This window comes from Alteromonas nitratireducens (genome assembly GCF_040812025.1).
Lineage (GTDB): Bacteria > Pseudomonadota > Gammaproteobacteria > Enterobacterales > Alteromonadaceae > Alteromonas > Alteromonas nitratireducens.
In genome coordinates, this window is record NZ_JBFNPK010000001.1 from 550,789 (window position 1) to 575,592 (window position 24,804).

Below are 24,804 nucleotides of genomic sequence, written 5' to 3' on the forward strand. Positions count from 1 at the left end.
GGACACATGGCCGATTTTTATCAGAACGGAGTGGTCACCACACTGCACAACCTGTCTCACAGACCGACAGAAGATCTTGAAGCCGAGTTGTTGCGGTTTTCACAAAAACGGCCAATGGCCCTGATCCTTCCCTCGCTGTTTTCTGAACTGGAGGGAGAAGCGTTACCCAGGATAATCTCTGAACTGGCTCAGGTACCTTACCTGTCAGAAATTGTGATAGGACTTGATCGTGCCGATAAGGCGCAGTATCAGCATGCGCTTAAATTTTTCAGCGACTTACCACAACATCACCGGGTGTTGTGGAATGATGGTCCAAGACTACGGGCACTGGATGAAGAACTGCAGGAACAGGGGCTGGCACCCAAGGAAATGGGCAAAGGCCGTAACGTCTGGTACTGCATGGGCTATATACTGGCGTCTAACCGCGCCGAGTCAGTGGCACTGCATGACTGTGACATAGTGACCTACAAAAGGGATTTGCTCGCCCGTCTTATCTATCCGGTTGCCAACCCACTGTTTAACTATGAGTTTTGTAAAGGGTTTTACGCCCGCGTTGCCAACGGCAAAATTAATGGCCGGGTGTCACGTCTGCTGGTTACTCCGTTATTGCGCGCGTTAAAACGTATCATGGGCGATAACGAGTACCTGGAATACATGGACAGCTTCCGATACCCGCTCGCCGGCGAATTTTCTTTTCGTCGTGATGTGTTAAATGACATTCGTATTCCAAGCGACTGGGGACTCGAAATTGGTGTATTGTCAGAAATGCACCGCAATTATTCACATAATCGGCTGTGCCAGGCAGATATCTGTGACGTTTATGATCATAAACACCAGGATCTTTCCCTGAATAACGACCAGGGTGGCCTGTCCAAAATGTCAATTGACATTACTAAAGCCGTGTTCCGTAAACTAGCGACTCAGGGTTATACCTTCAGCAACGAAATGTTCCGCTCTATTAAAGCCACGTACTTTCGCATCGCCCTGGATTTTATCGAAACCTACCACAACGATGCAGTCATGAACGGGCTGACGCTGGATATTCATAACGAAGAGAAAGCGGTAGAAATGTTTGCCAGTAATATCATGAAGGCAGGTCAGCACTTTCTCGAAAACCCGATGGAAACACCGTTTATTCCCAGTTGGAACCGGGTAACCAGCGCCGTGCCTAACATCCTCGAGCGGCTGAAAGAGGCGGTAGAAGCCGACACGAAAGAGTTTTCGGAGTAGCCTATGCAATGGGATTTGTTACATGAAAAAGTCTGCCATCACCTGCAGACGATCTATGCCGACGTAGCGCTTCCCTTACCGGTTAGCGAGCTTGCAACGCAGTTGCTTAACATCATCGGCATTCAAAACGAGGCGGATATCCATTCGCCCCAGCCCCACGCTAACCACTGGGATGAGAATGACATTGTCATGATCACGTATGGGGACAGTGTGGTGGATGCCGACGAAGCGCCACTGCACACCCTCAACCGCTTCTTACACACTTACTGTAAAAACACCATCAATAAGGTGCATATTCTGCCCTTCTTTCCCTACAGCAGTGATGATGGCTTTTCGGTTATTGATTATTCAAGCGTAAACGAATCGCTGGGGCACTGGGAAGACATTGAGGCACTGGCTCGTGACTACGGCCTGATGTTTGATCTGGTCATCAATCACTGCTCAGCGCGCAGTGTGTGGTTTGACAATTTTATCAACGGGACAGGACCGGGCAGCGACTTTTTCTTTACCGCCAGCCCGAACGATGACCTGTCGTTGGTAACGCGTCCGCGAACCTCGCCGTTACTCAGAGAGACGCAGTGTGCCGACGGAGTGAAATACGTCTGGTGCACATTCAGCCATGATCAGGTTGATTTTGATTTTCGCAATCCGTCGGTGTTGCTGGCCTTTGTCGACATTATCCGTCTTTATCTGGATAAAGGCGCGCGCCTTTTCAGACTGGATGCTGTGGCCTTTTTATGGAAAGTGATCGGCACATCCTGTATTAATCTGCCGCAGACGCATGAAGTGATCCGGCTGTTACGTACCCTGATTGAACATGTTGATCCTACGGTCATCATTATCACTGAAACCAACATTCCTAACCGTGAAAATCTGACCTATTTCGGTAATGCTAACGAAGCGCATGCCATCTACAATTTTTCGCTGCCACCGCTGCTGGTCAATACACTGGTCACGGGCGACTGCCGGTATCTGAAAAACTGGATGATGAGCATGCCACCGGCACAAAACGGCACAACCTATTTCAATTTCATTGCTTCCCACGATGGTATCGGGCTTCGGCCTGCCGAGGGACTGCTGAGTGAAGACGAATTGTCTACTCTGCTGCACACCATGCAACGTTTTGGCGGTAAGGTTTCCTGGCGGGCATCGGACAACGGTCAGCAAAAGCCATATGAAATCAATATCACGCTGTTTGACGCCCTGCAGGGCACCGAGCATGGTCCGGATCGCTATCAGGTTGATCGCTTCATCTGCGCACACGCGATAATGCTGGGCATGGAAGGCATACCCGGCCTGTATATTCACAGCCTGGTAGGCACTTCCAACGACTACGAAAAAGTCGCGAATACCGGCCAGAACCGGTCGATTAACCGACGGCGCTGGGATGCCAGTGAACTGGCGGCACTGCTCGACTCACCGTTTTCACAGCACCATAAAGTACTGACGCGGCTGTCACAGCTGATCCGAATCAGAAAGGCGCAAAGTGCGTTTCATCCTAATGCCACGCAATTTACACTGCAGTTAGGCGACCAGATATTTGGCTACTGGCGACAAAGCCTCGACCGAAAACAAAGTATCTTCTGTATCAGCAACGTCAGTGATACCGACCAGGCTATTTTGCTGTCCGATATTAACCTGATTGGCACCGATCAGTGGATAGATCTGATTTCCCGCACCCCGATTGACGATCTGAACAACTTTCTGCAGTTAAAACCCTACCAGACGGTCTGGATCAGTAACCAGGACTTTGAGTAACGCCACCCGGCATTGGCAAAGGCGCCCCATTCATGGATAATCGGCGCCTGACTTTGCCGAGCCACGGAGGCGTTCATGACTGTTGCAACTACCTGGTTAACGCTTAGCGAGGCGAAGGCCGCGCTGTCAGACAGTATTAAACCGCTTAGCGACAGTCAGCGCATTTCGCTGAATGATGCCCTTGGCCGGGTTCTTGCCCACCCGCTGACCGCTACACACCATGTTCCCCCCTGGGACAATGCAGCGATGGATGGGTATGCCATCAATACGCAGTGCCATACCGGCAGCCCGTTGCCAGTGCAAGCGACCATTCACGCCGGCAGCGCCACTGTACCAACGCTAAAGGCTGGTCATGCTATTCGCATTATGACGGGCGCCCCGGTGCCTGACGGCGCCGACGCTGTTGTCATGCAGGAAAATACCAGCGTGGATGATACCGGTGTTTCAGTCACCGTCTGGCCAGCACCAGGGGAAAACATCCGCCAGACCGGCAGCGATGTCACCCGCGGACAGACACTGATAGAAGGAGGAACCCGCCTTTCTGCGGCCCATCTGATGTTACTGGCGTCACAAGGTTTACATGAGGTTGAGGTGATTCGTCCTGTTCGTGTTGCCCTGCTGGCAAACGGCAATGAACTGTGTGAGCCTGGCGGCACTGCCGCCCCATCACAGCTGTTTGAAGCCAACCGGACCGGCATGCGGCATTTACTCAGCCCGTTTGCCGTGACCATCATTGATAAAGGCATTATTGCCGACGACAGGCACGCGCTACAGACGGCCTTCGATGAGGCTGCGCGTGACGCGGATGTCATCCTGTCAAGTGGTGGTGTCTCTGTTGGTGATGCTGACTTTATAAAAGAAGTGGTTGCTGAAAACGGACACATTGACCTGTGGAAGGTCGCCATCAAGCCCGGTAAACCGTTTGCTTTTGGTCGCTATCGCAATGCTGTGTTTTGTGGCGTGCCGGGTAATCCGGTATCTGCTTATGTGACCACCCAGATGCTGGTGCTTCCGATGATTCGCAGCTTAAGTGGTGAGCAGAATATTGCCGACTATGATACTGCCGAGGCTAGTCTGACGCAGACGATTCGTCGCCAGCCCGGTCGCCTGGAATTTATGCGCGCAGTAGCAGAAAAAACAGTCGAAAATAGGTTACGCGTAACACCTCTCCCACGTCAGAGTTCGGCGGTAATGACCACGGTAACCCAGGCAAATTGCTACATACAGCTGGAAGCCGGGGTAAGCTGCGTCGAGCAGGACAGCATGGTTACGATTTTGCCGTTCAGCCAGACAGGACTTAGCGGATGACGCCATCAAAACGCTTTATTCTGGAAACCCGACGGTTACTCACACTGGCATGGCCGCTGTTAATTGCCCAGATAACCCAGATGCTGATGGGGGTCAGCGACACCATTATGGCAGGCCGCTATTCGGCCGTTGACATGGCGGCCGTTGCGCTGGGTTTCAGTATTACCATTCCGATAATGTGTTTCATTCAGGGCATCGCGCTGGCCATTCCACCGCTTATTTCGCGCCTGCATGGTAGCAATGAAAAACATGAAGTCGCAGATACCGCGCAACAGGCCGGCTACCTGTTACTGGCAATGGGACTGGCGTCGCTGGCGCTCTACCCCTTTACCGCGTCGCTGGTCTCACTGTTTCCGATGGACACGGCGTTATTCGCCATTACCGTTGACTATGTCCGCTATGTGCTGCTTGCGATGCCGGGTTTTGCGCTGTACCAGTGGTTACGTAACTACTGCGAAAGCCTGGGCAAAACCAAACCGACCATGATCATCACGGTTATCGGGCTGATGGTGAATATTATTGGTAATTATGTGTTTATTTACGGTGCCGGCCCAATTCAGGCCTTTGGTGGCGCGGGCTGTGGTATTGCGACGGCACTGGTTATTTATGCCATGCTGCTGGCCACCGCCATCTACGTGATATTTTCGCCCGCACTGGCACGCTTCGGTTTGTTCAGTCAGTGTTTTTTGCCTCGCCTTTCGCTGATAGCACGCACGCTCAGGCTGGGGATGCCGATTGCCATGACCCTGCTGTTTGAAGTTACCCTTTTTGCAGTAGTCGCCCTGTTACTGGCCCCGTTCGGGGCAACGGCGGTGGCCGCACACCAGGTCGCGCTGAACTTCTCTGCCCTGATGTTTATGTTTCCCATGAGCCTGGGTATGGCTGTGTCCATCCGGATCAGCTATCGCATGGGTCAGCGGCGAGCAAAACAGGCTATAACGGCAGTCAAAAGTGCCCTGCTTACCGGCCTTATCATCGCCGTGGCGACCGCGTCATTCACCGTGCTTGCCAAGGGCATAATTATTCGCCTGTACACCGACAGTGACGCCGTCTACGGTCTGGCAAATTCACTGCTGATTTACGCGGCTCTGTTTCAGTTTTCCGACGCAATCCAGGTCATTTCAGCAAACGCGTTGCGTGGCTTTAAGGACACCACCGCCATGTTTGTTATTACCTTTATAGCATACTGGTTAATTGGCTTGCCGGTGGGTGTCGTGCTGGGTCGTACGACGCTGTTGACCGATGCCCCGATGGCAGGCGCCGGATTCTGGATAGGCTTCATTGTCGGCCTCAGCAGCGCCGCCGTGATGCTGGGTGCCAGATTATGGTATATCCAGCGACGCTTACCGGGCGCTAGTCACGCCCATGTCGCGTAGTGTGCTCCTCGGTCTGCTTCCACTGATCCCCAATGACAGGATCCTCACTGTCTCTGAGTTCCCACTCGTAGGGTTTTTGAACCGGCTTAGGATCCTGTTTCCACCACAGCAGGGCTGCGCATACGCCGCCCGCGGCACCAAAGAAATGCGCTTCAAAAGAAATCGCCGGGTCGCGCGGGAAGATGGTCATTATCATGCCGCCATACATAAAAAACGCAATCATCATTAGCCCGACCGAACGCACGTCACGGCGCAGAATACTGACCACAAACAGATAAAAGAATAGTCCGTGTGACACACCACTGGCGCCCAGGTGCACGGCATCACGCCCGAACAGAAAAACACCTGTACCCGACATCAGCCAGACCATCACGACTACCTTCCTGCGCGTATTCGGGTAGCCGTAGATAAGTGCGGCGCCAAGTACCAGCAAAGGCAGTGTGTTGTTAAACAGATGTTCATACGAGCCATGCACCAGCGGCGCTGTAAGAATGCCGTAGGCGTGGGCAAGATTAAGGGGCTGGATCCCGAGTGCCGACAGCGGCAGGTGAAACAACTCGCCGGCAGTCTGGATAACCCATAACACCGTGACCCAGATAACGCTGACTTTTATGGCATAGCTCAGGCGGTAATTGTTCATCCCTGCCCCTGTGGTCGGATAGTAAACAAGAGGTGGGACTGGCTGGTTAAAAAACAAGGGCTGACCCGGCCAGGCTGGTCAGGTTCAGCGCGCCTTGCTTAATGCCTGGATCCCTTCAGACAAGCCTTCAAGGGTCAGCGGGAACATGCGATCACCCATGATCTCCTGCATGATTTTTAATGACGCATAATACGACCAGTACGGTTTCGGTTGTGGATTTAACCAGATCGCTTTGGAAAAATGATTCAGCAACCGTTGCATCCACACGCTGCCGGGCTCCTCATTCCAGTGTTCAACGCTGCCCCCCGGATAGGTGATCTCATACGGTCCCATCGTGGCATCGCCAACAAAGATCACTTTATAGTCAGGCCCATAACGATGAATGATGTCCCACACCGGGATACGCTCTGCATCACGACGATGGTTATCTTTCCAGACCTCTTCATACACACAATTATGAAAGTAAAAGTATTCCAGATACTTGAACTCGGAATGCACTGCGGAGAAGAGTTCCTCGGTGGATTTCACGTAAGGATCCATTGACCCGCCAATATCAAAGAACATCAGCACTTTCACCGCGTTATGCCGTTCCGGAGCCATATGAATATCAAGCATTCCGCCTTTTCGCGCTGTTTCGCCGATAGTGGTCTGCATATCCAGTTCTTCACTGGCACCGGTACGGGCAAATTTACGCAGCTTTCTGAGCGCCATTTTAATGTTGCGGGTACCCAGTTCGACATCACTGGACAGGTTTTTAAATTCCCGCTTATCCCACACCTTGACGGCAGAAAAACGACGATTGCCCTGTTGGCCAATGCGTACGCCTTCCGGATTGTCACCGTAGGCGCCAAACGGTGACGTACCACCGGTACCAATCCACTTATTACCGCCTTGGTGGCGCTTTTGCTGCTCTTCCAGACGTTGTTTCAGGGTTTCCATGAGTTTTTCCAGGCCACCCATTGCCTGTAGTTTCGCCTTTTCCTCATCACTGAGCGTTTTTTCGATTTGCTTACGCAGCCACTCTTCGGGAATTTCCTTACCGAACAGATCAATGGCCTCCACGCCCTCGAAATAATCCGCAAACGCCCTGTCGAACTTATCGTAGTGCGTCTCGTCTTTTACCAGAATGGTTCGCGACAAATAGTAGAACGCCTCTACATCGGCAAACACCACATGCTGTTTCAGTGCATTCAGTAAATCCAGCAGCTCACGCAGGCTGGACTTAAGGCCGTATTTACGCAGGCAGAAGAAAAACTCAATCAGCATCAGCGACGCGCCATAAAGACCAGTTTCTCGAACAGATGAATGTCCTGTTCATTCTTAAGCAGTGCACCGTAGAGCGGCGGAATGCTCGCCTTACCGTCTTTGTTATGCAGCGCTTCCGGCGGGATGTCTTCGGCCACCAGCAGTTTAAGCCAGTCAATCAGTTCCGACGTTGACGGTTTTTTCTTCAGACCCGGCACCTCGCGCAATTCAAAAAACGCATTGAGTGCACTGTCGAGCAGGTTCTTTTTAAGGTCAGGAAAATGGACATCCACAATCTCACGCATTTCATCCGGCGTTGGAAACTGAATGTAATGGAAAAAGCAGCGACGCAGGAATGCATCAGGCAGCTCTTTTTCATTGTTTGATGTAATGATCACAATAGGACGCTGGCGGGCAACCACACGCTCTTGTGTTTCATACACGAAGAATTCCATTTTATCGAGTTCCAGCAACAGGTCATTGGGAAACTCAATATCCGCTTTATCAATCTCGTCAATCAGCAACACCGGGCGCTGCTCAGCTTCAAAGGCCTGCCATAACTTCCCTTTCACAATGTAGTTACGAATATCGTGTACGCGATCATCACCGAGTTGAGAATCACGCAGGCGCGACACTGCGTCATACTCATACAGCCCCTGCTGTGCCTTGGTGGTTGACTTGATATGCCAGGGAATGAGCTGCGTGTTGAGGCTGGCTGCCAGCTCCTCGGCAAGCATGGTTTTGCCGGTGCCCGGCTCACCTTTAATCAGTAACGGGCGTTCCAGCGTAACTGCTGCATTAACCGCCAGTTGCAGTTCTTTGGTCGCAATGTAATTGGACGTACCACTAAAAGCCATCTGCATTCCTCAATTGTAAATCGTGGGCGTCTGTGCCGTTAATCATTAGAAATAACCATAACATATAGCAAAAAAGCACTTTGCATTTTGGTCGTTGGCACCAATGATATAGGGGTAGTCTGCGATACCCCAATTCAGGTTATTAATAGTACCTTATTACAGGCAACCCCCTTAAACGGGTTCACTTTGGGGATCATCAACAAAAAAGGATAAACCATGCACGTATTTGACGACAATTCGTTATCTATTGGCCGCACGCCGCTGGTCAAGCTGAATCGCGTTACCTCAGGTAACGTCTATGCCAAAATTGAATCAAGAAACCCCAGCTTCAGCGTGAAGTGCCGTATTGGCGCAAACATGATCTGGGACGCGGAGAAACGCGGTGTTCTGACAGCTGGCAAAGAAATTGTTGAACCGACCAGCGGTAATACGGGCATTGCCCTTGCGTTTGTTGCCGCGTCGCGTGGTTACAAACTGACTCTGACGATGCCAAGCAGCATGAGCCTTGAGCGTCGCAAACTGTTAAAGGCACTGGGAGCCAACCTGGTACTGACAGAGGCGCCTAAAGGAATGAAAGGCGCGGTTGCTGCCGCACAGGAAATTGTTGACTCTGATCCGGACAAGTACGTGCTGTTGCAGCAGTTCGATAATCCGGCCAACCCTGAAATTCATGAAAAAACCACCGGCCCGGAAATCTGGAATGATACCGAGGGTAAAGTCGACGCGTTTGTTGCCGGCGTGGGTACTGGCGGGACCATTACGGGTGTCAGCCGGTATATTAAGAAAACGCAGGGTAAAGCCATCACGTCTGTTGCCGTTGAGCCTGCTGACTCACCAGTTATCACTCAGGCCAAAAATGGCGAGGAACTGACTCCCGGACCTCACAAAATTCAGGGTATTGGTGCAGGCTTCATCCCTGGCAACCTGGACCTTGATCTGATTGATGAAGTGGAACAGGTTACCAATGAAGAATGCATGGAAATGGCGCACCGTCTTATGAAAGAAGAAGGCATTCTGGCCGGTATTTCATCAGGTGCCGCAGTGGTTGCGGCAAAGCGTTTTGCCGAACGTCCTGAAAACAAAGACAAGGTGGTTGTGGTGCTGCTTGCCAGTGGTACAGAGCGTTATCTCTCCAGCCCATTGTTTGCCGGTGAGTTTTCAGACGCAGAAGAAATACAATAACGACTTCTTTGTGATCAGGTATCAGGGCGCGCACGTTATATCAACGTACGCGCTTTTTTTCTTTTTGAAGCCATGGTAAAAACGGTGCTACGCTGATTCTGCTTCAGGATCAAAACTAACTCGACGGCAGTAACGTACTATGAAGACACACCGCTTATTCAGAATTTTTCTTATCGCCCTGCTGGCACTTGGTCTGACTGCCTGTCAGAAAAAGGAAGAAGAACGCGTTGGCCGCTACGGCATGCTGGATAAAGGCACGCCGGAATACACGGCAGTCATGTTTATGCGCAGCATCTACATGGACGACACGCTGGATGTGGCTGTTGAGATGAGTTCTAACAAAATGGCGCGGATCCTGTTGAATTACCACACCAATCGCAATGTGCAGCGCCATTTGTTCAACCTGAAGTTTGATACCGTAGACATTACGCCACAGGAAAGCAGCCGGGTTGCGCGTAGCGAGTTTGCAGAAGAATCGACCATCACCCTGTTCCTGAGCGGCAGCTACAACGGTGACAAAGTTGAGGATATCCGTAGCCTCGATTTAATTAAACAAGGCGGTGAATGGCGGGTAGATAAAATTCACCCGGATCATTTCCTGTAAATGCGCGCAGAAGAGCATCCCATGTCACGAGCCAGCGCCTACCATATTCTGGTAAAGACTAAAGAAGAGGCTGAAAACCTTAAGCAACAATTAGCCAAAGGCGCTAATTTTCAGCAGCTAGCCAAAAAGCATTCTCTTTGTTCCTCCCGCAAACGCGGAGGAGATTTAGGAGAGTTTAACCGTGGCGATATGGTCAAAGCTTTTGACGATGTTGTGTTCAAGAAAGCCCTTTTTGAAGTGCATGGCCCAGTAAAAACCAAATTTGGTTTTCATTTGATTAAGACGGTTTACCGGAGCTAGCTTTTTGTTTGACGTTTTTCATAGGACAGACAAATAGCAGAAACTCGCTTCATCGAAGAAAGTCGTCATTGCAGCGCAGGCCGCACTCTCTCGAGGTTTATGACTAATAGAATCAAATCAAAAGGGAAAAAGTCGTATAAACAGGCCAGCACACGCCGGCCTGTTTGTCCGCATTACTGCCCTACGGCAATGCCCTCACGGCGGGGGTCGGCACCGCCATAGAGTTTCCCTTGTTTAATCTGAATGCCATGCAGGCCACTGTTCAGATCCATGATCTTTATCTTGTGCCCGAGCTTCTTCAGCGGTTCTGCCAGCGCCTCTGCTGACGTACCCGCTTCCAGCGCAGTGTAGTCGTTGCGGTTGGTGATTTTGGGCATATTGATCGCTTCCTGAATGTTCATCCCAAAATCAATCACCCCTATCAGGGTTTGCGCAACATAGCTGATGATACGGCTGCCGCCCGGCGAACCAACCACAATTTCCAGTTCACCGTTTTCATCAAATACCATGGTCGGACTCATTGCACTGCGAGGTCGCTTATGCGGCTCAACCCGATTGAGCACCGGATAACGATCGCGGGTCGGCATAAACGAAAAGTCAGTCAGCTGATTGTTCAGCATAAAACCGCCCACCATCAAACCCGACCCAAACATAAATTCGATGCTGGTTGTCATCGACACCGCATTGCCGTCCTTATCAATAATTGAGATATGCGAGGTATTCGGCTGCTCCATGGACATCCCGGTGCGGATTTGCGCCTCGGCATAGGGCGCCCCTGCCCTGGCGCGGCGCCAGGGCTTGTCGGGTGCGATCTCTTCGGCCCGCCGCGACAGATAGGCGGGGTTAATCAGCGCTGCATACGGTAAATTAGTAAAATCGGTATCAGCAACGTAACGTTCGCGATCGGCATAGGACAGCGCACTGGCCTGTGCAAACACATTAGCAAATTCCACCGAACCGGGCTTAAACGCTGATAATGGCTGACCTTCAAGCAGTTTCAGGATCTGATAAACATTGATCCCGCCAGAGCTGGGTGGCGCCATGCCACAAACGCGCTTTTTGCGATAATCGCCGCACACCGGTTGTCGCTCAATCACGGTGTAGTCGCTGAGATCATCCATCGACATATTGCCGGGATTAATTGGCGCGTTATTCACCGCATCAAGGATTTTTTCGGCCATTTCCCCCTGATAGAGATAATCCGCCCCGTTTGCAGCGATACCTCTTAACGTGCGTGCCAGTGCGCGGTTTGTGCGCTTATAGCCGGGTTTTAACGGCATACCGCCAGGATAAAAATAGGTTGAACTTGCCGGAAAGGTCTTAAGACCGGGGTGATAATTCAGCGCAACCAGTTTTGCCAGGCGTGGAGAAACCTCAAACCCCTCGTCCGCCAGCGTAATGGCATCACTGAATAAGGTTTCCCATTCCAGTTTTCCGAAACGCTGTTGCGCCGTTTCCAGTGCCTTTATTGCACCGGGCACACCAACAGACTTGCCCCCAACCACGGCATCAATCCACTTCATGGGTTTGTTGCCGTCCATGAACCAGTGCGCATTCACCGCTTTAGGCGCCATTTCGCGACCATCGAATGTATGCAGTACCTTGTTTTTATTGTCCCAGTAAAGAATAAACGCGCCACCGCCAATACCGGAAGACTGCGGCTCGACCAGCGACAACATAGCCTGCACAGCGACAGCTGCATCAATCGCACTGCCGCCGCGTTCTATTACGTTTTTACCGGCCCAGCTCGCATAGGGGTTTGCGGCCGTCACAATGTAGTCACGGGCGATAAACGCCTGCTTCTCCTGGTAACCCGTGGCGGCTTCAGGCTCCTGCACCTGCTGGGCGCTGGCCACGCCCCCTGCGCTTATCGTCAGCGCAAGCAGGGTGACACGCAGTGACGAGATCAGTGCATTACAGGTTTTGTTATACAGCACGAGTCCCACCTATCTGAATTTTTCCGGATTAACCGGACGCTTGTTGAGAAACGCATCGAAGGCTTCCTGCGCGGCATCCATCGACATGGCCTCAATAAACACATCCAGCTCTTCGTTCATCTGCTGAATCACCGCATCACTGTCGTTTTTAAGTAGGTTTTTGGTATGCGTCAGTGCAAATGCAGGCTTTTGCGTCAGTTGCTGACAGACACGCTGCACTTTTTCGCTCAGCGCAGCTTTTTCCAGAATGCCGCTGACAATACCAAATGTCAGTGCGTCATCGGCCCCGAACGGTTCACCCAGCATCAGCCATTCGGCCGCTTTACGATGCCCTGCAAGGCGTGGTAAAAGATAGCTAGACGCATACTCAGGAACCAGTCCCAGATTAATGAACGGCAGAACAAACCGGGTGTCCGGCGCGCAGTAAACCAGATCGCAATGCAATAACAGTGTTGTACCAATTCCGACTGCAAGCCCTTCAACCTCAGCCACAACCGGCTTACGGCAGGTTGCCAGTGCTCGCATAAAAGACGCAGTTTCAGTCACGTGCTCGCTGTCATCGCGGCTGGCAAAATCACTGATGTCATTACCGGCGGTAAAACAATCGCCTTCACCGCGCAGCAACACTACCTTTACTGAATCATCCTGACCAGCCTCATCAATTGCATCAGCCATCAGCTGGTACATTTCTCTGGTCAGTGCATTTTTCTTTTCTGGCCGCGCCAGTGTAATAGTCAGTACCTGGTCACTGATATGCGTGTTAATTAAACTCATAGTGTCTCCATTGCTTACGCGTTATCCAGATAACGGCTGTGGCGGCAGTAACGCCCTTTCCTGTGGATGTTATCTCGGTGTAATGCTGTATGATAGCGGCCATTGGTTCAATCCGAAAATAACTATCAATGATACTTTCGTTACCTGTTTCACCAACCCACAGCGTCGGACCGCTGCTTATCGCACTGCTAAGTGCAGTTGCCTTTGCCTTTGAACCACTGTCAGGCCAATGGCTGGCGTATGATCGTTATGCCATTGACGGATTTGAGACCTGGCGGTTAATTACCGGCAATTTTGTTCACACCAACGGTTATCATTTACTGCTGAACCTTGCCGGACTGGCGTTGTTGTGGGCGCTGCACGGCCATCATTATCACATTACGCGCTTTATGCGGGTCTTTCTGTGGTGTTGTTTTGGTACCAGCACCGGCCTGTATTTTTTATCTCCGGATCTCATCTGGTATGCGGGCCTGTCTGGCGCATTACACGGTTTGTTCGCATGGGGCGCCTGCATGGATATCCGCCAGGGCCTGCGTTCGGGGTGGTTGTTGCTGATTGGCGGCGCAGTGAAAGTCGGTCATGAGCAAATTGCCGGCAGCAGCGACGGCGTCGCCACGCTTATTGATGCCACCGTTGCGGTGGATGCACATCTGTACGGTGGCCTCTCTGGCATTATCATATTTCTGCTGATGTGGGGACTGACCCGCCAACCGGCCACATCAACGCAGTCCACGCATTAAAAAAGGGAGCTTCACGCTCCCTTTTTCATTCATTACAAATTGGTTTCGAACAACTTGTATATTCTGCGGTATTCATCCAGCCATGAGCTTGGCTGAACAAAGCCGTGAGGCTCTACCGGATAAATGGCGGTCTCAAAGTTCTCTTTTTCCAGCTCAATCAGACGCTGAACCAGACGAACAGAGTCCTGGAAGAACACGTTATCGTCAACCATCGGTGCGTTGATCAGCAGCGCGTTTTTCAGGCCCTCAGCGAAATAAATGGGCGAACTGCGCTCAAATGCAATGGGATCAACATCCGGTGTATTGAGGATATTCGAGGTATACCCGGTATTATAGTGAGCCCAGTCAGTAACCGGACGCAGCGCTGCCCCTGCCTTGAACAGATCCGGCGCGGTGAACATCGACATAAATGTCAGGAAGCCACCGTAGGAGCCGCCGTACGTACCGATCCGCGCGCGATCCACATTGGCGTTCTCCACCAGCCAGTTGACCCCATCCTGCAGATCCTGCACCTCGGGCGTTCCCATCTGGCGATAAATGGCAGTGCGCCAGTCACGGCCGTAGCCCTTCGATGCACGATAATCCATGTCGATGACGACATAGCCTTGCTGCACCAGCATGCTGTTGAACATAAATTCGCGGAAATAGCCTGACCAGCCAAGGTGGGCATTTTGCAGATAACCTGCGCCATGGTTAAACACTACTGCACGGCGGGCTTCACCCTGGTCGTAGTTTTCCGGCAGATAGACCCGTGCATAAATAGGCTGCTCGGTATGTGATGACGGTATCGCGACCACCTGGGGTACTGCCCACGGCATCGCCAGGAAAGCCTCACTGATGGTGTCAGTCACTTTTTTCGGCTCAGTGGCTGGCTCAGCCGCTTTCAGATAGAGCTCGGCTGGACGGGTCACTTTACTGTGACTAAGTAACAGATGTCGCTCATCAGGGCTTAGCGCATACTCGGTAATGCCATTGAGGCTGGTCATCGCCTGAATTTCGCCGCTTTCGATACTGACACGGTAGACCTCATACACACCAGGGTGCGTCTTGTTGGCAGTGAAATACAGCCATTGATCGTCTTTGGTCAGGGTCGGATTATCAGTGACGAACTGGCCGCTGGTCAGTGCACGTGCCGACTGTCCGGGTGTCATCAGATACAGGTGCGCGTAGCCACTTTCCTCTGACACGAAGAACAACCGCTCACTGTTATTCAGCCAGCCAAACTGATTATGGCTGTAATTGATCCACGCATCATCGTGCAGGCGATGCTGGCTGACAAGCGCCGACTTTTCAAAATCGACGGTCGCTATCCAGCGATCCTTATTATCCCAGGCCTCAAGCATGATCGCGACCTGTTCACCATTGTTATGCCACTGGATGGAGGATTCGCGCCAGTCCCAACTGTTCATCAGGATAATGTCGCGTGGCAGGCGGTTGACCTCGTAGGTCTCCCCTTTCGCCCTGGCATTCTCGCGCTTTACCTCAGCAAGCACGTCTTCATTGAATCCGGGAAGCGTAGTGTATGGCAACGCCTGCTTGGTATGGGTCGCCAGATCCAGCAGCCACAATTCGTGGTTGACCGGCTTGGCGTCGGCAACACGACGACGGGCAGGTACGCTTTTAATGCGTGCATCTTCCTGGATATAGTGCGGCATGATGTCGCTGTCATCGCGCCACGAGGTTTTCTCAGCCGTGGCAACAATCGCGTATTGCCCATTCGGTGATACCGACGCAGCTACCAGCTGATGATTGGGATCAAAGTAGAATGGTGCAGGCGCCACGCTGTGGCTGGCTCTGGCCAGTGCTTCATCGTCATCGGCAGCATCCTGACGCTGCTGACGCACTTTGGCAATGTACGCAATCAGTGACTGCTGCTCTGCAGCAATATAATCATTTGCGGGTTTCACCGCGACCGGCTCTTCACTGAACGACCAGCTAACAAGTTCTTCTCGCTGCCCGGTTGTCAGGTTAATCGCAACCACCTTACTGCCCGACTGCGCCATCAGGCGGTTGTCCGTCATGAAGGTGAGATTCGACAGCGGTGCACCACCCCGGGTCAGCTGGACAACCGCGTTGTCCCGCATGCGCACATAAACACTGTCTTCAAATTTAAACGCGGTGTATTTGCCGTCAGCACTGGTTACCTTCTCATCGAAACGATACTCATGAAGCTTATCCAGTGACACCTTTGTTGCGTTCTCAGGCGTACTGACCGACGCCGCGTAGACATCGTTCAGATGGCTGTTCTCGCGCTCGCGTTCATAAACAATGTGCGCCCCATCGAGCGACCAGCCCATGGATTCAGGCTGGCGGCCAAGCCATTGCGGATCACTCATTATCTGTTTCAGGGTAATCGTATCATCGCTTGTCGACGGTACAACATCAGGTGTGATGGTTTGCTTAACCACAGCCGGTACGGGCTGTTGGGCCGATGAATCTGCCGTGCTGACGCAGGCACTCAATGAACCAGCCAGCCCGGCAGCAAGAAGGTAGGTAGTAATTTTATTCATGTTATTTTCATTGTCGTTGAGCTTTCTGCGTCATTATACGCATCACCATCAAGGTGCGGTCAATGCTCGTCATGGCAGACGGGTAAGTCGTCTCAAAATCTGATCCATTCTTCAGCGCGCTGAGATATAACAGAGGCTAACTATCATCGAGGAAGTCATAATGAAGAAAATTGTTACATCACTTGGTCTGTTGATTGGTCTGGCCGTCACCGGCACAGCCAGCGCAAACAGCTGCCCTGCTGTACTGAAGTTCATGAAGCGAAAACTCAACTCTCAGGAAACGGTTAACCTGTGCGAAGAGTATCAGGGTAAAGCGCTGCTGATCGTCAACACGGCAAGTTACTGCGGGTTTACGCCTCAGTTTGAGGGCCTTGAAGCTATGTACGAGAAGTATAAGGATCAGAATTTCGCCATCCTTGGTTTCCCATCTCACGAGTTTAACCAGGAAGCTGACAGCGAAGAGAAAACGGCCGAGCTGTGCGAACTCACCTACGGCGTAAAATTCCCGATGTTTGAGCCAACCGATGTGAAAGGTGAAAACGCCGACCCGCTCTACCGTATGCTGGCCCAAGCGACCGGTGAGGAACCGTCGTGGAACTTTAACAAATATCTGGTGGATAAAGACGGTAATATCGTCAAGCACTATTCCAGCCGCGTGACGCCGTCCGATGCAACGCTGATTGCTGACGTCGAACGTGCGATGGGTCAGTAAAGCACATAAAAAAGCCCCGCGTAATGACGCGGGGCAATCAAGCACACTCAACTTGGAACACACTTTAGCGGAAACGCTGCTTGCACGGGCGTGCAATCGACACGTTTATGCTAACTGCATTAAGTTAGTCCGCTTATGCAGCGGTAAGTTCAATAATTTTTTCATTTGCCTGTGAAAACGCTTTGCTGGCGGTTTCTTCGCCCATCGCCAAGCCTTCCGCGTAAACAAAGCGCACGTCAGTAATACCAATAAAGGCCAGAAAATCTTTAATAAATGTGGTTTGAGAATCTTTTGGCGTTCCAGCGTACATTCCACCACGAGCCGCCAGAACCGTTGCCGTTTTGTTTTCCAGCAAACCAACCGGACCGTTTTCGGTATAGCGGAAAGTAATACCGGCACGGGCAATGCGGTCAAACCAGGCTTTCAATACCGACGGTACGCCAAAGTTGTACATCGGCACAGCCAGTACAATTTCATCAGCCTGCTTCACTTCTTCAATCAGCGACTCAGAGACGGCTGCCAGCGCACGCTGCGCGTCGGTGCGCTGTTCTTCAGGCGTCATCCACGCGCCCATTTCCTCTGCACTCAGATGGTCAAGCGATGACGCCATTAAATCGCGTTCTACTATTTTCACATCACCCTTCTGTTTAAGGGCATCGACGTACTGTGCAGCCAGCTTGGTAGAATTCCCGGCTTGCGGATTCAGGCTTGAATAAACAACAAGAACATTTTTCATAATTTCACTCTCCTCGACGGTGATGAGTCTAGTTTACGTCACACTAAAAAGAATGAAATTGGATAATTACGAAGGCTTTATTCTAAGAAATAGAATTAATGGAGGTTAAAATTACGTTGACGTAATGTTGCAAAAAGCAACGATCCTACCGATTTTTCCACGCGTAATTGAGTCTGCGACAACACAACTACGAGGAATAAACCATGAAAAGGATCAGAGTGCTTCTTGCAGCGCTGATAGTACCACAACTACTGAGCGGATGCTGGTTGGATGACGATGATAACGATAGTAACGTTGAAAACCGCGAGCCGCTCCCACAGGTGCCAGAATATGCTAATGTCCGTGTAATTCACGCGTCTTCCGATGCACCAACCGTTAACATCACTGCAAACGATGCCATTCTTAATGGTCTTGAAATGGTTGACTACCAAGTATCTTCAGGCCGCTTCGAAGTGGAAACCGGCACCTATGATATTGGTGTAATAGCCAACCTGCCCGGCGACGACGCCGAAGTATTACAGGCAGATGTCACACTTGAAGCTGACACTAACTACGATATCTTCGCCGTAGGAAACGTTGGTGATGAATCTCTGATGCTTCTGCCGGTTACCAGCGCAGAGACATCCGTTGAAGCAGGTAACGTGCAGGTGCAGATAGTTCATGCGGCATCTATGGCCCCCACGGTCGATATCTATGTGACCGCGCCTGATGCTGTATTAGAAGACGAGCAGCCGTTGGTGACTGCCGCTTTCACCGATGCTACCGGTTTATTGCAGGTACCTGCAGGTGACTATCGTATTCGTATAACGCCAGCGGGTGATACGACCGTGGTGTTTGACTCAGGTACCGTACCTTTGCCTGACGGCGCCGACTTGCTTGTGGCAGCAACCAACAACACAGGTACAGGTGATTCTCCCGTTACGTTGCTGGTGGCTGACGGTACATCGGCAACCAAATTATGGGATGTTAATGCGACAGCTGATATACGTGTGGTGCACGGCATTAGTGATGCACCTGCAGTAGATGTGATAGCAAATAACGCTGTTACCCTGGTTGATGGCATCGCCTTCCCATCTGCGACCGGTTATGTCAGTGTCGCTCCGGACGACTATGTCATTGACGTGGTTGCTGATGCCGACAACAGCATTGTAGCTATTGACGATGCACCGGTAACTCTGGCACAGGGTGTAAGTTACACAGCGATTGCGAACAATACGTTAAGCGCGCCAGAACTTGATCTGCTAACGGATAACCCTCGCCGGGTTGCCACTGAAGCACGGGTTAGAATTATTCACGCTTCACCTGCCGCTGGCCCGGTAGATATTTATGTCACCGCAGATGGCGAAATTGATGCTGTCGATCCTGCCTTTGCGAATGTTGATTACATGACTGGCGAACTGGCTGAGACCGGTTATGTTGGTCTGGCTGCGGGTGATTATGTTGTAACGGTAACACCTACCGGCACAAAAACCGCAGCAATTGAGACCGGGGTCTTGTCACTGGATGCCGGCAACATTTACACAGCAATTGCAGTAAATGGCGAAATGGAAGGTGACCTTCCAGGGCTTATTCTACTGGATGATCTGGCGCCACCGCCTCCTGCATTTATGGCTGACATGACCTATAACGTGTCTCTGAGTGGTAGCCAGGAAGTGCCAGCGGTCGACACCATGAGCTCAGCAACCGCCATCGTTGAAATTGACACCGATTTGCCCGCCTTCAAAGTTACTCTGGATGTTTCTGACGTAATGGGCGCTTCCGCAGCGCATGTTCACGACGGTGATATTGGCTTTAATGGTGACGTGGCGTTTGCATTAACAGACATGGGCGATGGTACGTTCATGCTGGACGAAACAGCACTGACCGCCGAGCTGCTGGAAGACTTACAAAACGGTGAATGGTATTTGAATGTGCACACTGACGCTAATCCTTCCGGTGAAGTGCGTGGGCAGATTGTGCCTGATACCACAGCAGTGGTTACCTTCCCTATCAGCGGCACCCAGTCGGTACCCGCTGTAGACACGATGGCTATGGGCTATGGCTATGCGCTGTTTGACACCACTACAAACAGTGTCATGCTGACAGCAGTCACCATGGATCTTGAAACGGCCACCGCTGCACATATCCATAGTGGCTATGCTGGTGAAACAGGCGGTGTTGTTGCGCCTTTGACCGAGAGCATGACAGTGGCAGGTACCTGGATGACAGACGGTTATCTGATGCTGGACGAAGCAACAGCAACCCAGTTATTGTCAGGCGGTCACTATACTAACTTCCACACTCCTGCGAACCCGAACGGCGAAATACGTGGCCAGATTACCCCGGCCAACATTGAAGTGTATGGCATTATGGCAGATGGTGATCAGGAAGTTCCGGCAGTCTCAACATCAGCCTACGGTTATGGTGCCTTTACACTGAATACAACCAGTGGCGACTTACGGGGCGTGATGACTGTTGTAGATATCATGCCTACAGCAGCACATGTACACGCTGGCGAAGCGGGTGTGAATGGCGATGTTGTATTTGCGCTTACTGACAATGGTGATGGTACCTGGTCTGTGCCCGATGGCGTCATGCTGACGGCTGATCAGATGATGACCATGCAAAATGCAGGGTACTACACGAACTTTCACACCGACGCCAATCCGTCGGGTGAAATTCGTGGTCAAATTACAGTGGGTTTTGAATAAACCGCAAGACTTACCAGAACAAAAACACCGCACAATGTGCGGTGTTTTTTATTAGTTTTGCCTATGATAGCGATTGCAGCGCCTGCGATACATCGCTAACCAGATCATCAATTTCCTCAATCCCCACCGACATCCGGATCATATTTTCAGAAATCCCCATCTCGGCCCGTCCTGCTTTTCCACTCTCGTGAAATATTGTCTGCGCTACTGGCAGTGCCAGCGTGCGGTTATCCCCCAGATGGGTCGCACAGATAATCAGTTGAAGGTTATTCAGAAACTTTATCGGGTCGTAACCGTCCTGTAAGTCGAGACTGAGCACAGCCCCGTAATAGCCATTCATCTGCTCTCGTGCAATAAAGTGCTGAGGATGATCAGACAAGCCCGGGTAATACACACGCTTCACCTGACGCTGATTTTCCAGAAACGTCGCCAGTTTCAGGGCATTATTACAGCTTCGCGTCATTCGTAATGCGAGCGTCTCCATGCCAACAGACAACGCGTGTGCCGACGATGACGCCATGGTTGCGCCCATATCACGTAAACCACGCTTTTTAATCTGGGTCAGCCCCCATTGCGCCGGATCGCCCGTGCGGTACACCTCTTTTATGTTGGCGAACCGCGTCCAGTCATAATGTCCGGTGTCAGTGACGCAGCCGCCGAGCGCGTTACCATGCCCGCCGACATATTTGGTCAGTGAGCTGAAAACCAGCGACGCGTTCATTGCGCTGGCGTTAAATAGCGGCGGCGGTGTCATAGTGTTGTCAACCATAAACAGGATGTTACGCGATGCACAAAAACGTCCTATTGCGTTTAGATCAGCAACCTGAGTGACCGGGTTTGCAATGGTTTCCGTGTACACCCCACGGGTATTTGGCTGATAAGCATCGTCTACCGCTTCCACCGAGGTCACATCCACATAGGTGATCTGCACGCCAAGGTCAGCAAGGGTATTAAAGAAACTCCGCGTATTACCAAACAGGTACTGACTAACAATAAGGTGATCGCCCTGCCGGAACAGTGCAAGCAACGCGCCGCTGATCGCCGCCATGCCGGTGGCAAAACATACACTGCCAACGCCCTCTTCCAGATCCTGCATCATGGTTTGCAGCGCCACTACCGAGCCTGATGATGAACGGGCGTAAACATGGCCGGGCTTTTTGCCCTGAAAGACATCAACAATCTCCTGCGCATCAGTATATTCAAACAGCACCGAGCTGGTTTGCGGTGTATGCACCGCACCGTCTTGTGGATGATTGATAAGGCGATCGGCATGTACACGACGGGTTGTAAACCCGCCAAACTTATCGTTGATTGAACCCATTATTCAGATACCCTGCACTTCTCTGGAAATTTGCCCGTCACACTAGCATAAAACGCATAGACCGTTTGCATTTGCTGATTAATATCAATGACCTGCTCAATGACGGGACCGAAAATGATGCGTTTTTTTATGTAATCAAACCCAATCAGCTGCACGGGCACTCCGGCAGCTTTGGCAATTTGCATGAAGCCGGTTTTCCAGGGATACACCGGTCGTCGTGTTCCCTCCGGCGCCAGTACCAGCAACAATTGCTCTGTCGCTTTAATTTTATCTGCAATCGCGCCCACCATGCCATGTGAACGACTACGCTCTACAGGAATACCACCAATGGCTTTCATCACCCAGCTAAGCGGAGGGAAAAACAACGTGTGCTTGCCAAAGAACGACACTTTCAGCCGCAGCGCAAACAGCACAAAAAGGCCGATGAAAAAATCCCAGTTTGATGTGTGTGGCGCAACACTGATCACCATCTTAGGCCGATTCGCCAGTTCACCCTCAGCCTGCCAGCCACGCACGCGCATCAGCCACTGTGCAAAGCCCGATAACCAGTGCGGCCACTGACGGGGAACGGACTGACCTACCAGATTCGTTGATAACTTTTTACTCATGGGAATAGCTACACCATAATACGCTACTGTCACAGTGTTGTGACTCATGTATAGTGACCTTTTTTAGCACGTTTACCTGAGCCTTGCTATGTGCATCTTGTTTATTGCCCACCAGCAGCGTGATGATTTTCCACTGATAATTGCCGCCAACCGCGATGAGTTTCATGCCCGTCCGGCTAGCGCGTCGCATTTTTGGTCAACATCACCCGACCTGCTTGCCGGTCAGGATCTGGAAGCAGGTGGCACCTGGATGGGCATTACCCGTGGAGGCAGGATTGCCGCGCTAACGAATATTCGCGATCCGGCCCGACAACAAGCCGACGCACAGACCCGCGGGGAGCTGGTCACCGGCTATCTTTGTCACCCAGAGAGTACCGATGATGCCTTTACTGCGCGTCTGCGGGCATCGCGAAACCGCTATAACGGGTACAACCTGCTGTTTGGCAACCAAGACCGCCTGCAGGTTTATAACAACCAGCTCGACACCCTGTTGCCAGTAACGCCGGGGATCCATGGTTTATCCAACGCCGCACTGAACTCTCCCTGGCCGAAAGTAACGCGAGGCATGAGATTACTCACTCGCTATTGCGAGCAGGCAGATAAGATTGACGCCGACGCATTATTCAGTCTTCTGCAGGATGATACTCCGGCTGATGACAGCGCATTGCCTGACACCGGCGTACCGTACGAGTGGGAAAAGCGCCTGTCGTCTATTTTTATCCGCAGTGAAGCGTACGGGACCCGCGCCTCGACGATACTGCTTGCTGACCGGTCAGGCGTATTGCACTGGCATGAACGACAATTCACTCCTGACGGAGCACGCCTGTCGACAGTGCATCACGTGTTGCCACCCACGTGACATAATTTCTGTCGGCAATACTCGAATTTTATTCTGGCAGTGGCATAATGCCGGTAGCCAATTCACGCAATCTGAGGACAACTTTGTGTTTGAAGTATTATCCCCCCTTTCTCCTGATCCTATTCTGGGCTTATCAGCGGCGTTTAAAGACGATCCAAACCCGAAAAAAATTGATCTTGGCGTCGGTGTTTATAAAGACGAGCAAGGTAATACTCCAATCATGTCAAGCGTTGCGCAGGCCCAGCGCATTCTGCTGGAGCGTGAGACAACCAAAACCTACATTACGCCACAGGGCAATCAGGGCTACATTGATGGCATGCTGGCACTGTTACTGGGCGAGAAAAGTCCGGTACTGATGGCCAACCGTGTCGCCGCTGTCCAGGCGCCGGGTGGTTGTGGCGCCCTGCGTATATTGTCGGAACTGTTAGTACGCTGTAATAAGGACGGCCGTGTGTGGGTCAGCGACCCAACCTGGGCTAACCATATTCCGCTGATTGGTTCTGCAGGTCTGAAAATTGAAACCTATCCGTACTTCGACAAAGCAACTGCCAGTATCCGTTTTGACGCCATGATGGATACCTTAAGAAAGACCGAAAAAGGCGATATCGTCCTGCTCCACGGCTGTTGTCATAATCCAACCGGGGCCGATTTGACTAACGCTCAGTGGGATGAGGTGCTCAGCGTGGCTCAGGAACGTGGTTTCCTGCCATTTATTGATGTCGCCTACCTCGGGTTTGGTGACGGTCTGGAAGATGATGCCTATGGTGTTCGCCTGCTGAGTGAGAACCTGCCGGAAGTTATCATTGCGGCATCCTGCAGCAAGAATTTCGGACTTTACCGGGAGCGTGTCGGGCTGGCTGCGATCATTGCGAATGACAGTAAGACCCGGGATATCGCACAGGGGCAAATTCAGTCAGTTGCACGGGGTATTTACTCTATGCCACCGAGCTATGGTGGTGCACTGGTAGACATTATCCTGACCGATACCGCCCTGAGGCAGGACTGGGAAACTGAAGTCAATGCGATGCGCAACCGCATGCAGACACTGCGTTCACTGCTGGTTGACAAACTGGCAGAGAATGGTGCCGATCGCGACTTCAGTTTTGTGAATCAGCAAAAGGGGATGTTTTCTTTCCTGTGTATCACACCAGAACAGGTGCAAGCGATGCGCAGTGAGCACAGCGTGTACTTTGTTGACTCAAGCCGGGTTAATATTGCCGGCATCAATCAGCAGAACGTTGATACGCTGGCCAAAGCGCTGGTGTCAGTGCTTAAGTAAACGCACCACAAGCAGCACACAAAGGCCGGCTCATGCCGGCTTTTTTATCGCCAGACAAAACGCAGCAGCGATCCGTAACGTACTCATATCAGTAACATTAATAGAATTACATTGTAAACGCCGCTACGCTTTTACCAC

The 24,804-nt window shown here is 51.6% G+C and carries 21 protein-coding genes; 12 read left to right on the forward strand and 9 right to left on the reverse strand.

All coding sequences use genetic code 11. The features are described 5' to 3' along the window. The first annotated feature begins 6 nt into the window (after window positions 1-6). The 4 genes from AB1N33_RS02485 to AB1N33_RS02500 all read left to right on the forward strand — a co-directional run bounded on the left by AB1N33_RS02485 (window position 7) and on the right by AB1N33_RS02500 (window position 5,672). Entirely contained in the window at window positions 7-1,230 is a 1,224-nt protein-coding gene (locus tag AB1N33_RS02485) for a glycosyltransferase family protein (protein WP_411269935.1), read from the forward strand. Between the two features lie 3 nt (window positions 1,231-1,233). After that, window positions 1,234-2,988: a sugar phosphorylase gene (locus AB1N33_RS02490; RefSeq protein WP_411269936.1), complete on the forward strand. Its 1,755-nt coding sequence runs from the start codon at window positions 1,234-1,236 to the stop codon at window positions 2,986-2,988. 75 nt (window positions 2,989-3,063) lie between these two features. Beyond that, the gene (moeA, locus tag AB1N33_RS02495; RefSeq protein ID WP_411269937.1) at window positions 3,064-4,296 is read left to right on the forward strand and encodes a molybdopterin molybdotransferase MoeA; all 1,233 of its coding nucleotides are present in this window, start codon (window positions 3,064-3,066) and stop codon (window positions 4,294-4,296) included. After that, a complete protein-coding gene (locus tag AB1N33_RS02500) occupies window positions 4,293-5,672 on the forward strand; it encodes an MATE family efflux transporter (protein WP_411269938.1) in 1,380 nt (459 codons plus the stop codon). Before moeA ends, AB1N33_RS02500 begins: the two co-directional genes overlap by 4 nt. Here the strand turns inward: AB1N33_RS02500 and AB1N33_RS02505 are convergent. The 3 genes from AB1N33_RS02505 to AB1N33_RS02515 form a co-directional block, all read right to left on the reverse strand. Continuing rightward, window positions 5,650-6,312, reverse strand: coding sequence for a rhomboid family intramembrane serine protease (locus AB1N33_RS02505; RefSeq protein ID WP_411269939.1), 663 nt, complete (start codon window positions 6,310-6,312; stop codon window positions 5,650-5,652). The two genes, AB1N33_RS02500 and AB1N33_RS02505, sit on opposite strands and share 23 nt — an antisense overlap. Before the next feature lie 84 nt (window positions 6,313-6,396). After that, a complete protein-coding gene (locus AB1N33_RS02510) occupies window positions 6,397-7,578 on the reverse strand; it encodes a vWA domain-containing protein (protein ID WP_411269940.1) in 1,182 nt (393 codons plus the stop codon). Further along, the gene (locus tag AB1N33_RS02515) at window positions 7,578-8,414 is read right to left on the reverse strand and encodes an AAA family ATPase (RefSeq protein WP_411269941.1); all 837 of its coding nucleotides are present in this window, start codon (window positions 8,412-8,414) and stop codon (window positions 7,578-7,580) included. Before AB1N33_RS02515 ends, AB1N33_RS02510 begins: the two co-directional genes overlap by 1 nt. Before the next feature lie 216 nt (window positions 8,415-8,630). Between AB1N33_RS02515 and cysK the strand changes: the two genes are divergently transcribed. From cysK to AB1N33_RS02530, 3 genes are all read left to right on the forward strand, one after another. Then, window positions 8,631-9,596 carry a cysteine synthase A gene (cysK, locus tag AB1N33_RS02520; RefSeq protein ID WP_411269942.1) on the forward strand — a complete coding sequence of 322 codons (966 nt, stop codon included), beginning with the start codon at window positions 8,631-8,633 and terminating at the stop codon, window positions 9,594-9,596. A 139-nt stretch (window positions 9,597-9,735) separates the two neighbouring features. Then, window positions 9,736-10,200, forward strand: a complete 465-nt coding sequence (locus AB1N33_RS02525) for a hypothetical protein (protein ID WP_411269943.1) — start codon at window positions 9,736-9,738, stop codon at window positions 10,198-10,200. Window positions 10,201-10,221: 21 nt separating this feature from the next. Continuing rightward, the gene (locus AB1N33_RS02530; protein WP_411269944.1) at window positions 10,222-10,500 is read left to right on the forward strand and encodes a peptidylprolyl isomerase; all 279 of its coding nucleotides are present in this window, start codon (window positions 10,222-10,224) and stop codon (window positions 10,498-10,500) included. A gap of 173 nt (window positions 10,501-10,673) precedes the next feature. Here AB1N33_RS02530 and ggt read toward each other — a convergent pair whose 3' ends face one another. Both ggt and AB1N33_RS02540 read right to left on the reverse strand, forming a co-directional pair. After that, window positions 10,674-12,386 carry a gamma-glutamyltransferase gene (gene ggt / locus AB1N33_RS02535; RefSeq protein ID WP_411269986.1) on the reverse strand — a complete coding sequence of 571 codons (1,713 nt, stop codon included), beginning with the start codon at window positions 12,384-12,386 and terminating at the stop codon, window positions 10,674-10,676. Window positions 12,387-12,446: 60 nt separating this feature from the next. Further along, entirely contained in the window at window positions 12,447-13,211 is a 765-nt protein-coding gene (locus tag AB1N33_RS02540) for an enoyl-CoA hydratase (protein ID WP_411269945.1), read from the reverse strand. Between the two features lie 131 nt (window positions 13,212-13,342). On the opposite strand from AB1N33_RS02540, the gene rrtA reads away from it, so the two are divergent. Next, entirely contained in the window at window positions 13,343-13,951 is a 609-nt protein-coding gene (gene rrtA, locus AB1N33_RS02545) for a rhombosortase (protein ID WP_411269987.1), read from the forward strand. Window positions 13,952-13,983: 32 nt separating this feature from the next. On the opposite strand, the gene AB1N33_RS02550 is transcribed toward rrtA, so the two are convergent. After that, window positions 13,984-16,461 carry a S9 family peptidase gene (locus tag AB1N33_RS02550; protein ID WP_411269946.1) on the reverse strand — a complete coding sequence of 826 codons (2,478 nt, stop codon included), beginning with the start codon at window positions 16,459-16,461 and terminating at the stop codon, window positions 13,984-13,986. Between the two features lie 160 nt (window positions 16,462-16,621). Between AB1N33_RS02550 and AB1N33_RS02555 the strand changes: the two genes are divergently transcribed. Further along, a complete protein-coding gene (locus AB1N33_RS02555) occupies window positions 16,622-17,173 on the forward strand; it encodes a glutathione peroxidase (protein ID WP_411269947.1) in 552 nt (183 codons plus the stop codon). Window positions 17,174-17,306: 133 nt separating this feature from the next. Here the strand turns inward: AB1N33_RS02555 and AB1N33_RS02560 are convergent, their stop codons facing one another. Next, window positions 17,307-17,909 (reverse strand): FMN-dependent NADH-azoreductase, encoded by a 603-nt coding sequence (locus tag AB1N33_RS02560; RefSeq protein ID WP_411269948.1) that lies wholly within the window; start codon window positions 17,907-17,909, stop codon window positions 17,307-17,309. A 203-nt stretch (window positions 17,910-18,112) separates the two neighbouring features. Here AB1N33_RS02560 and AB1N33_RS02565 point away from each other — a divergent pair, with 203 nt between their 5' ends. Further along, on the forward strand, window positions 18,113-20,599 hold the full coding sequence (locus tag AB1N33_RS02565; protein WP_411269949.1) for a CHRD domain-containing protein: 2,487 nt from the start codon (window positions 18,113-18,115) through the stop codon (window positions 20,597-20,599). Window positions 20,600-20,660: 61 nt separating this feature from the next. Here the strand turns inward: AB1N33_RS02565 and AB1N33_RS02570 are convergent, their stop codons facing one another. Together AB1N33_RS02570 and AB1N33_RS02575 are read right to left on the reverse strand one after the other, a co-directional pair. Next, a complete protein-coding gene (locus AB1N33_RS02570; RefSeq protein WP_411269950.1) occupies window positions 20,661-21,920 on the reverse strand; it encodes a cystathionine gamma-synthase family protein in 1,260 nt (419 codons plus the stop codon). Continuing rightward, window positions 21,920-22,576, reverse strand: coding sequence for a lysophospholipid acyltransferase family protein (locus AB1N33_RS02575; protein WP_411269951.1), 657 nt, complete (start codon window positions 22,574-22,576; stop codon window positions 21,920-21,922). Before AB1N33_RS02575 ends, AB1N33_RS02570 begins: the two co-directional genes overlap by 1 nt. A 40-nt stretch (window positions 22,577-22,616) precedes the next feature. Between AB1N33_RS02575 and AB1N33_RS02580 the strand changes: the two genes are divergently transcribed. Both AB1N33_RS02580 and AB1N33_RS02585 read left to right on the forward strand, forming a co-directional pair. After that, window positions 22,617-23,387 carry an NRDE family protein gene (locus AB1N33_RS02580; protein WP_411269952.1) on the forward strand — a complete coding sequence of 257 codons (771 nt, stop codon included), beginning with the start codon at window positions 22,617-22,619 and terminating at the stop codon, window positions 23,385-23,387. A gap of 85 nt (window positions 23,388-23,472) precedes the next feature. Continuing rightward, entirely contained in the window at window positions 23,473-24,666 is a 1,194-nt protein-coding gene (locus AB1N33_RS02585; protein ID WP_411269953.1) for an amino acid aminotransferase, read from the forward strand. Window positions 24,667-24,804 lie beyond the last annotated feature (138 nt).

What these genes read in the sequence shown, in the direction of transcription:
- moeA (WP_411269937.1), top strand. Translation starts at nt 3,064, where the DNA reads ATGACTGTTGCAACTACCTGGTTAACGCTTAGCGAGGCGAAGGCCGCG.
- AB1N33_RS02500 (WP_411269938.1), top strand. Translation starts at nt 4,293, where the DNA reads ATGACGCCATCAAAACGCTTTATTCTGGAAACCCGACGGTTACTCACA.
- AB1N33_RS02575 (WP_411269951.1), bottom strand. Translation starts at nt 22,576, where the DNA reads ATGAGTCACAACACTGTGACAGTAGCGTATTATGGTGTAGCTATTCCC.
- AB1N33_RS02490 (WP_411269936.1), top strand. Translation starts at nt 1,234, where the DNA reads ATGCAATGGGATTTGTTACATGAAAAAGTCTGCCATCACCTGCAGACG.
- AB1N33_RS02565 (WP_411269949.1), top strand. Translation starts at nt 18,113, where the DNA reads ATGAAAAGGATCAGAGTGCTTCTTGCAGCGCTGATAGTACCACAACTA.
- AB1N33_RS02515 (WP_411269941.1), bottom strand. Translation starts at nt 8,414, where the DNA reads ATGGCTTTTAGTGGTACGTCCAATTACATTGCGACCAAAGAACTGCAA.
- AB1N33_RS02550 (WP_411269946.1), bottom strand. Translation starts at nt 16,461, where the DNA reads ATGAATAAAATTACTACCTACCTTCTTGCTGCCGGGCTGGCTGGTTCA.
- AB1N33_RS02505 (WP_411269939.1), bottom strand. Translation starts at nt 6,312, where the DNA reads ATGAACAATTACCGCCTGAGCTATGCCATAAAAGTCAGCGTTATCTGG.
- AB1N33_RS02510 (WP_411269940.1), bottom strand. Translation starts at nt 7,578, where the DNA reads ATGCTGATTGAGTTTTTCTTCTGCCTGCGTAAATACGGCCTTAAGTCC.
- AB1N33_RS02540 (WP_411269945.1), bottom strand. Translation starts at nt 13,211, where the DNA reads ATGAGTTTAATTAACACGCATATCAGTGACCAGGTACTGACTATTACA.
- AB1N33_RS02530 (WP_411269944.1), top strand. Translation starts at nt 10,222, where the DNA reads ATGTCACGAGCCAGCGCCTACCATATTCTGGTAAAGACTAAAGAAGAG.
- AB1N33_RS02555 (WP_411269947.1), top strand. Translation starts at nt 16,622, where the DNA reads ATGAAGAAAATTGTTACATCACTTGGTCTGTTGATTGGTCTGGCCGTC.
- AB1N33_RS02560 (WP_411269948.1), bottom strand. Translation starts at nt 17,909, where the DNA reads ATGAAAAATGTTCTTGTTGTTTATTCAAGCCTGAATCCGCAAGCCGGG.
- AB1N33_RS02485 (WP_411269935.1), top strand. Translation starts at nt 7, where the DNA reads ATGGCCGATTTTTATCAGAACGGAGTGGTCACCACACTGCACAACCTG.
- AB1N33_RS02580 (WP_411269952.1), top strand. Translation starts at nt 22,617, where the DNA reads ATGTGCATCTTGTTTATTGCCCACCAGCAGCGTGATGATTTTCCACTG.
- cysK (WP_411269942.1), top strand. Translation starts at nt 8,631, where the DNA reads ATGCACGTATTTGACGACAATTCGTTATCTATTGGCCGCACGCCGCTG.
- AB1N33_RS02570 (WP_411269950.1), bottom strand. Translation starts at nt 21,920, where the DNA reads ATGGGTTCAATCAACGATAAGTTTGGCGGGTTTACAACCCGTCGTGTA.
- AB1N33_RS02525 (WP_411269943.1), top strand. Translation starts at nt 9,736, where the DNA reads ATGAAGACACACCGCTTATTCAGAATTTTTCTTATCGCCCTGCTGGCA.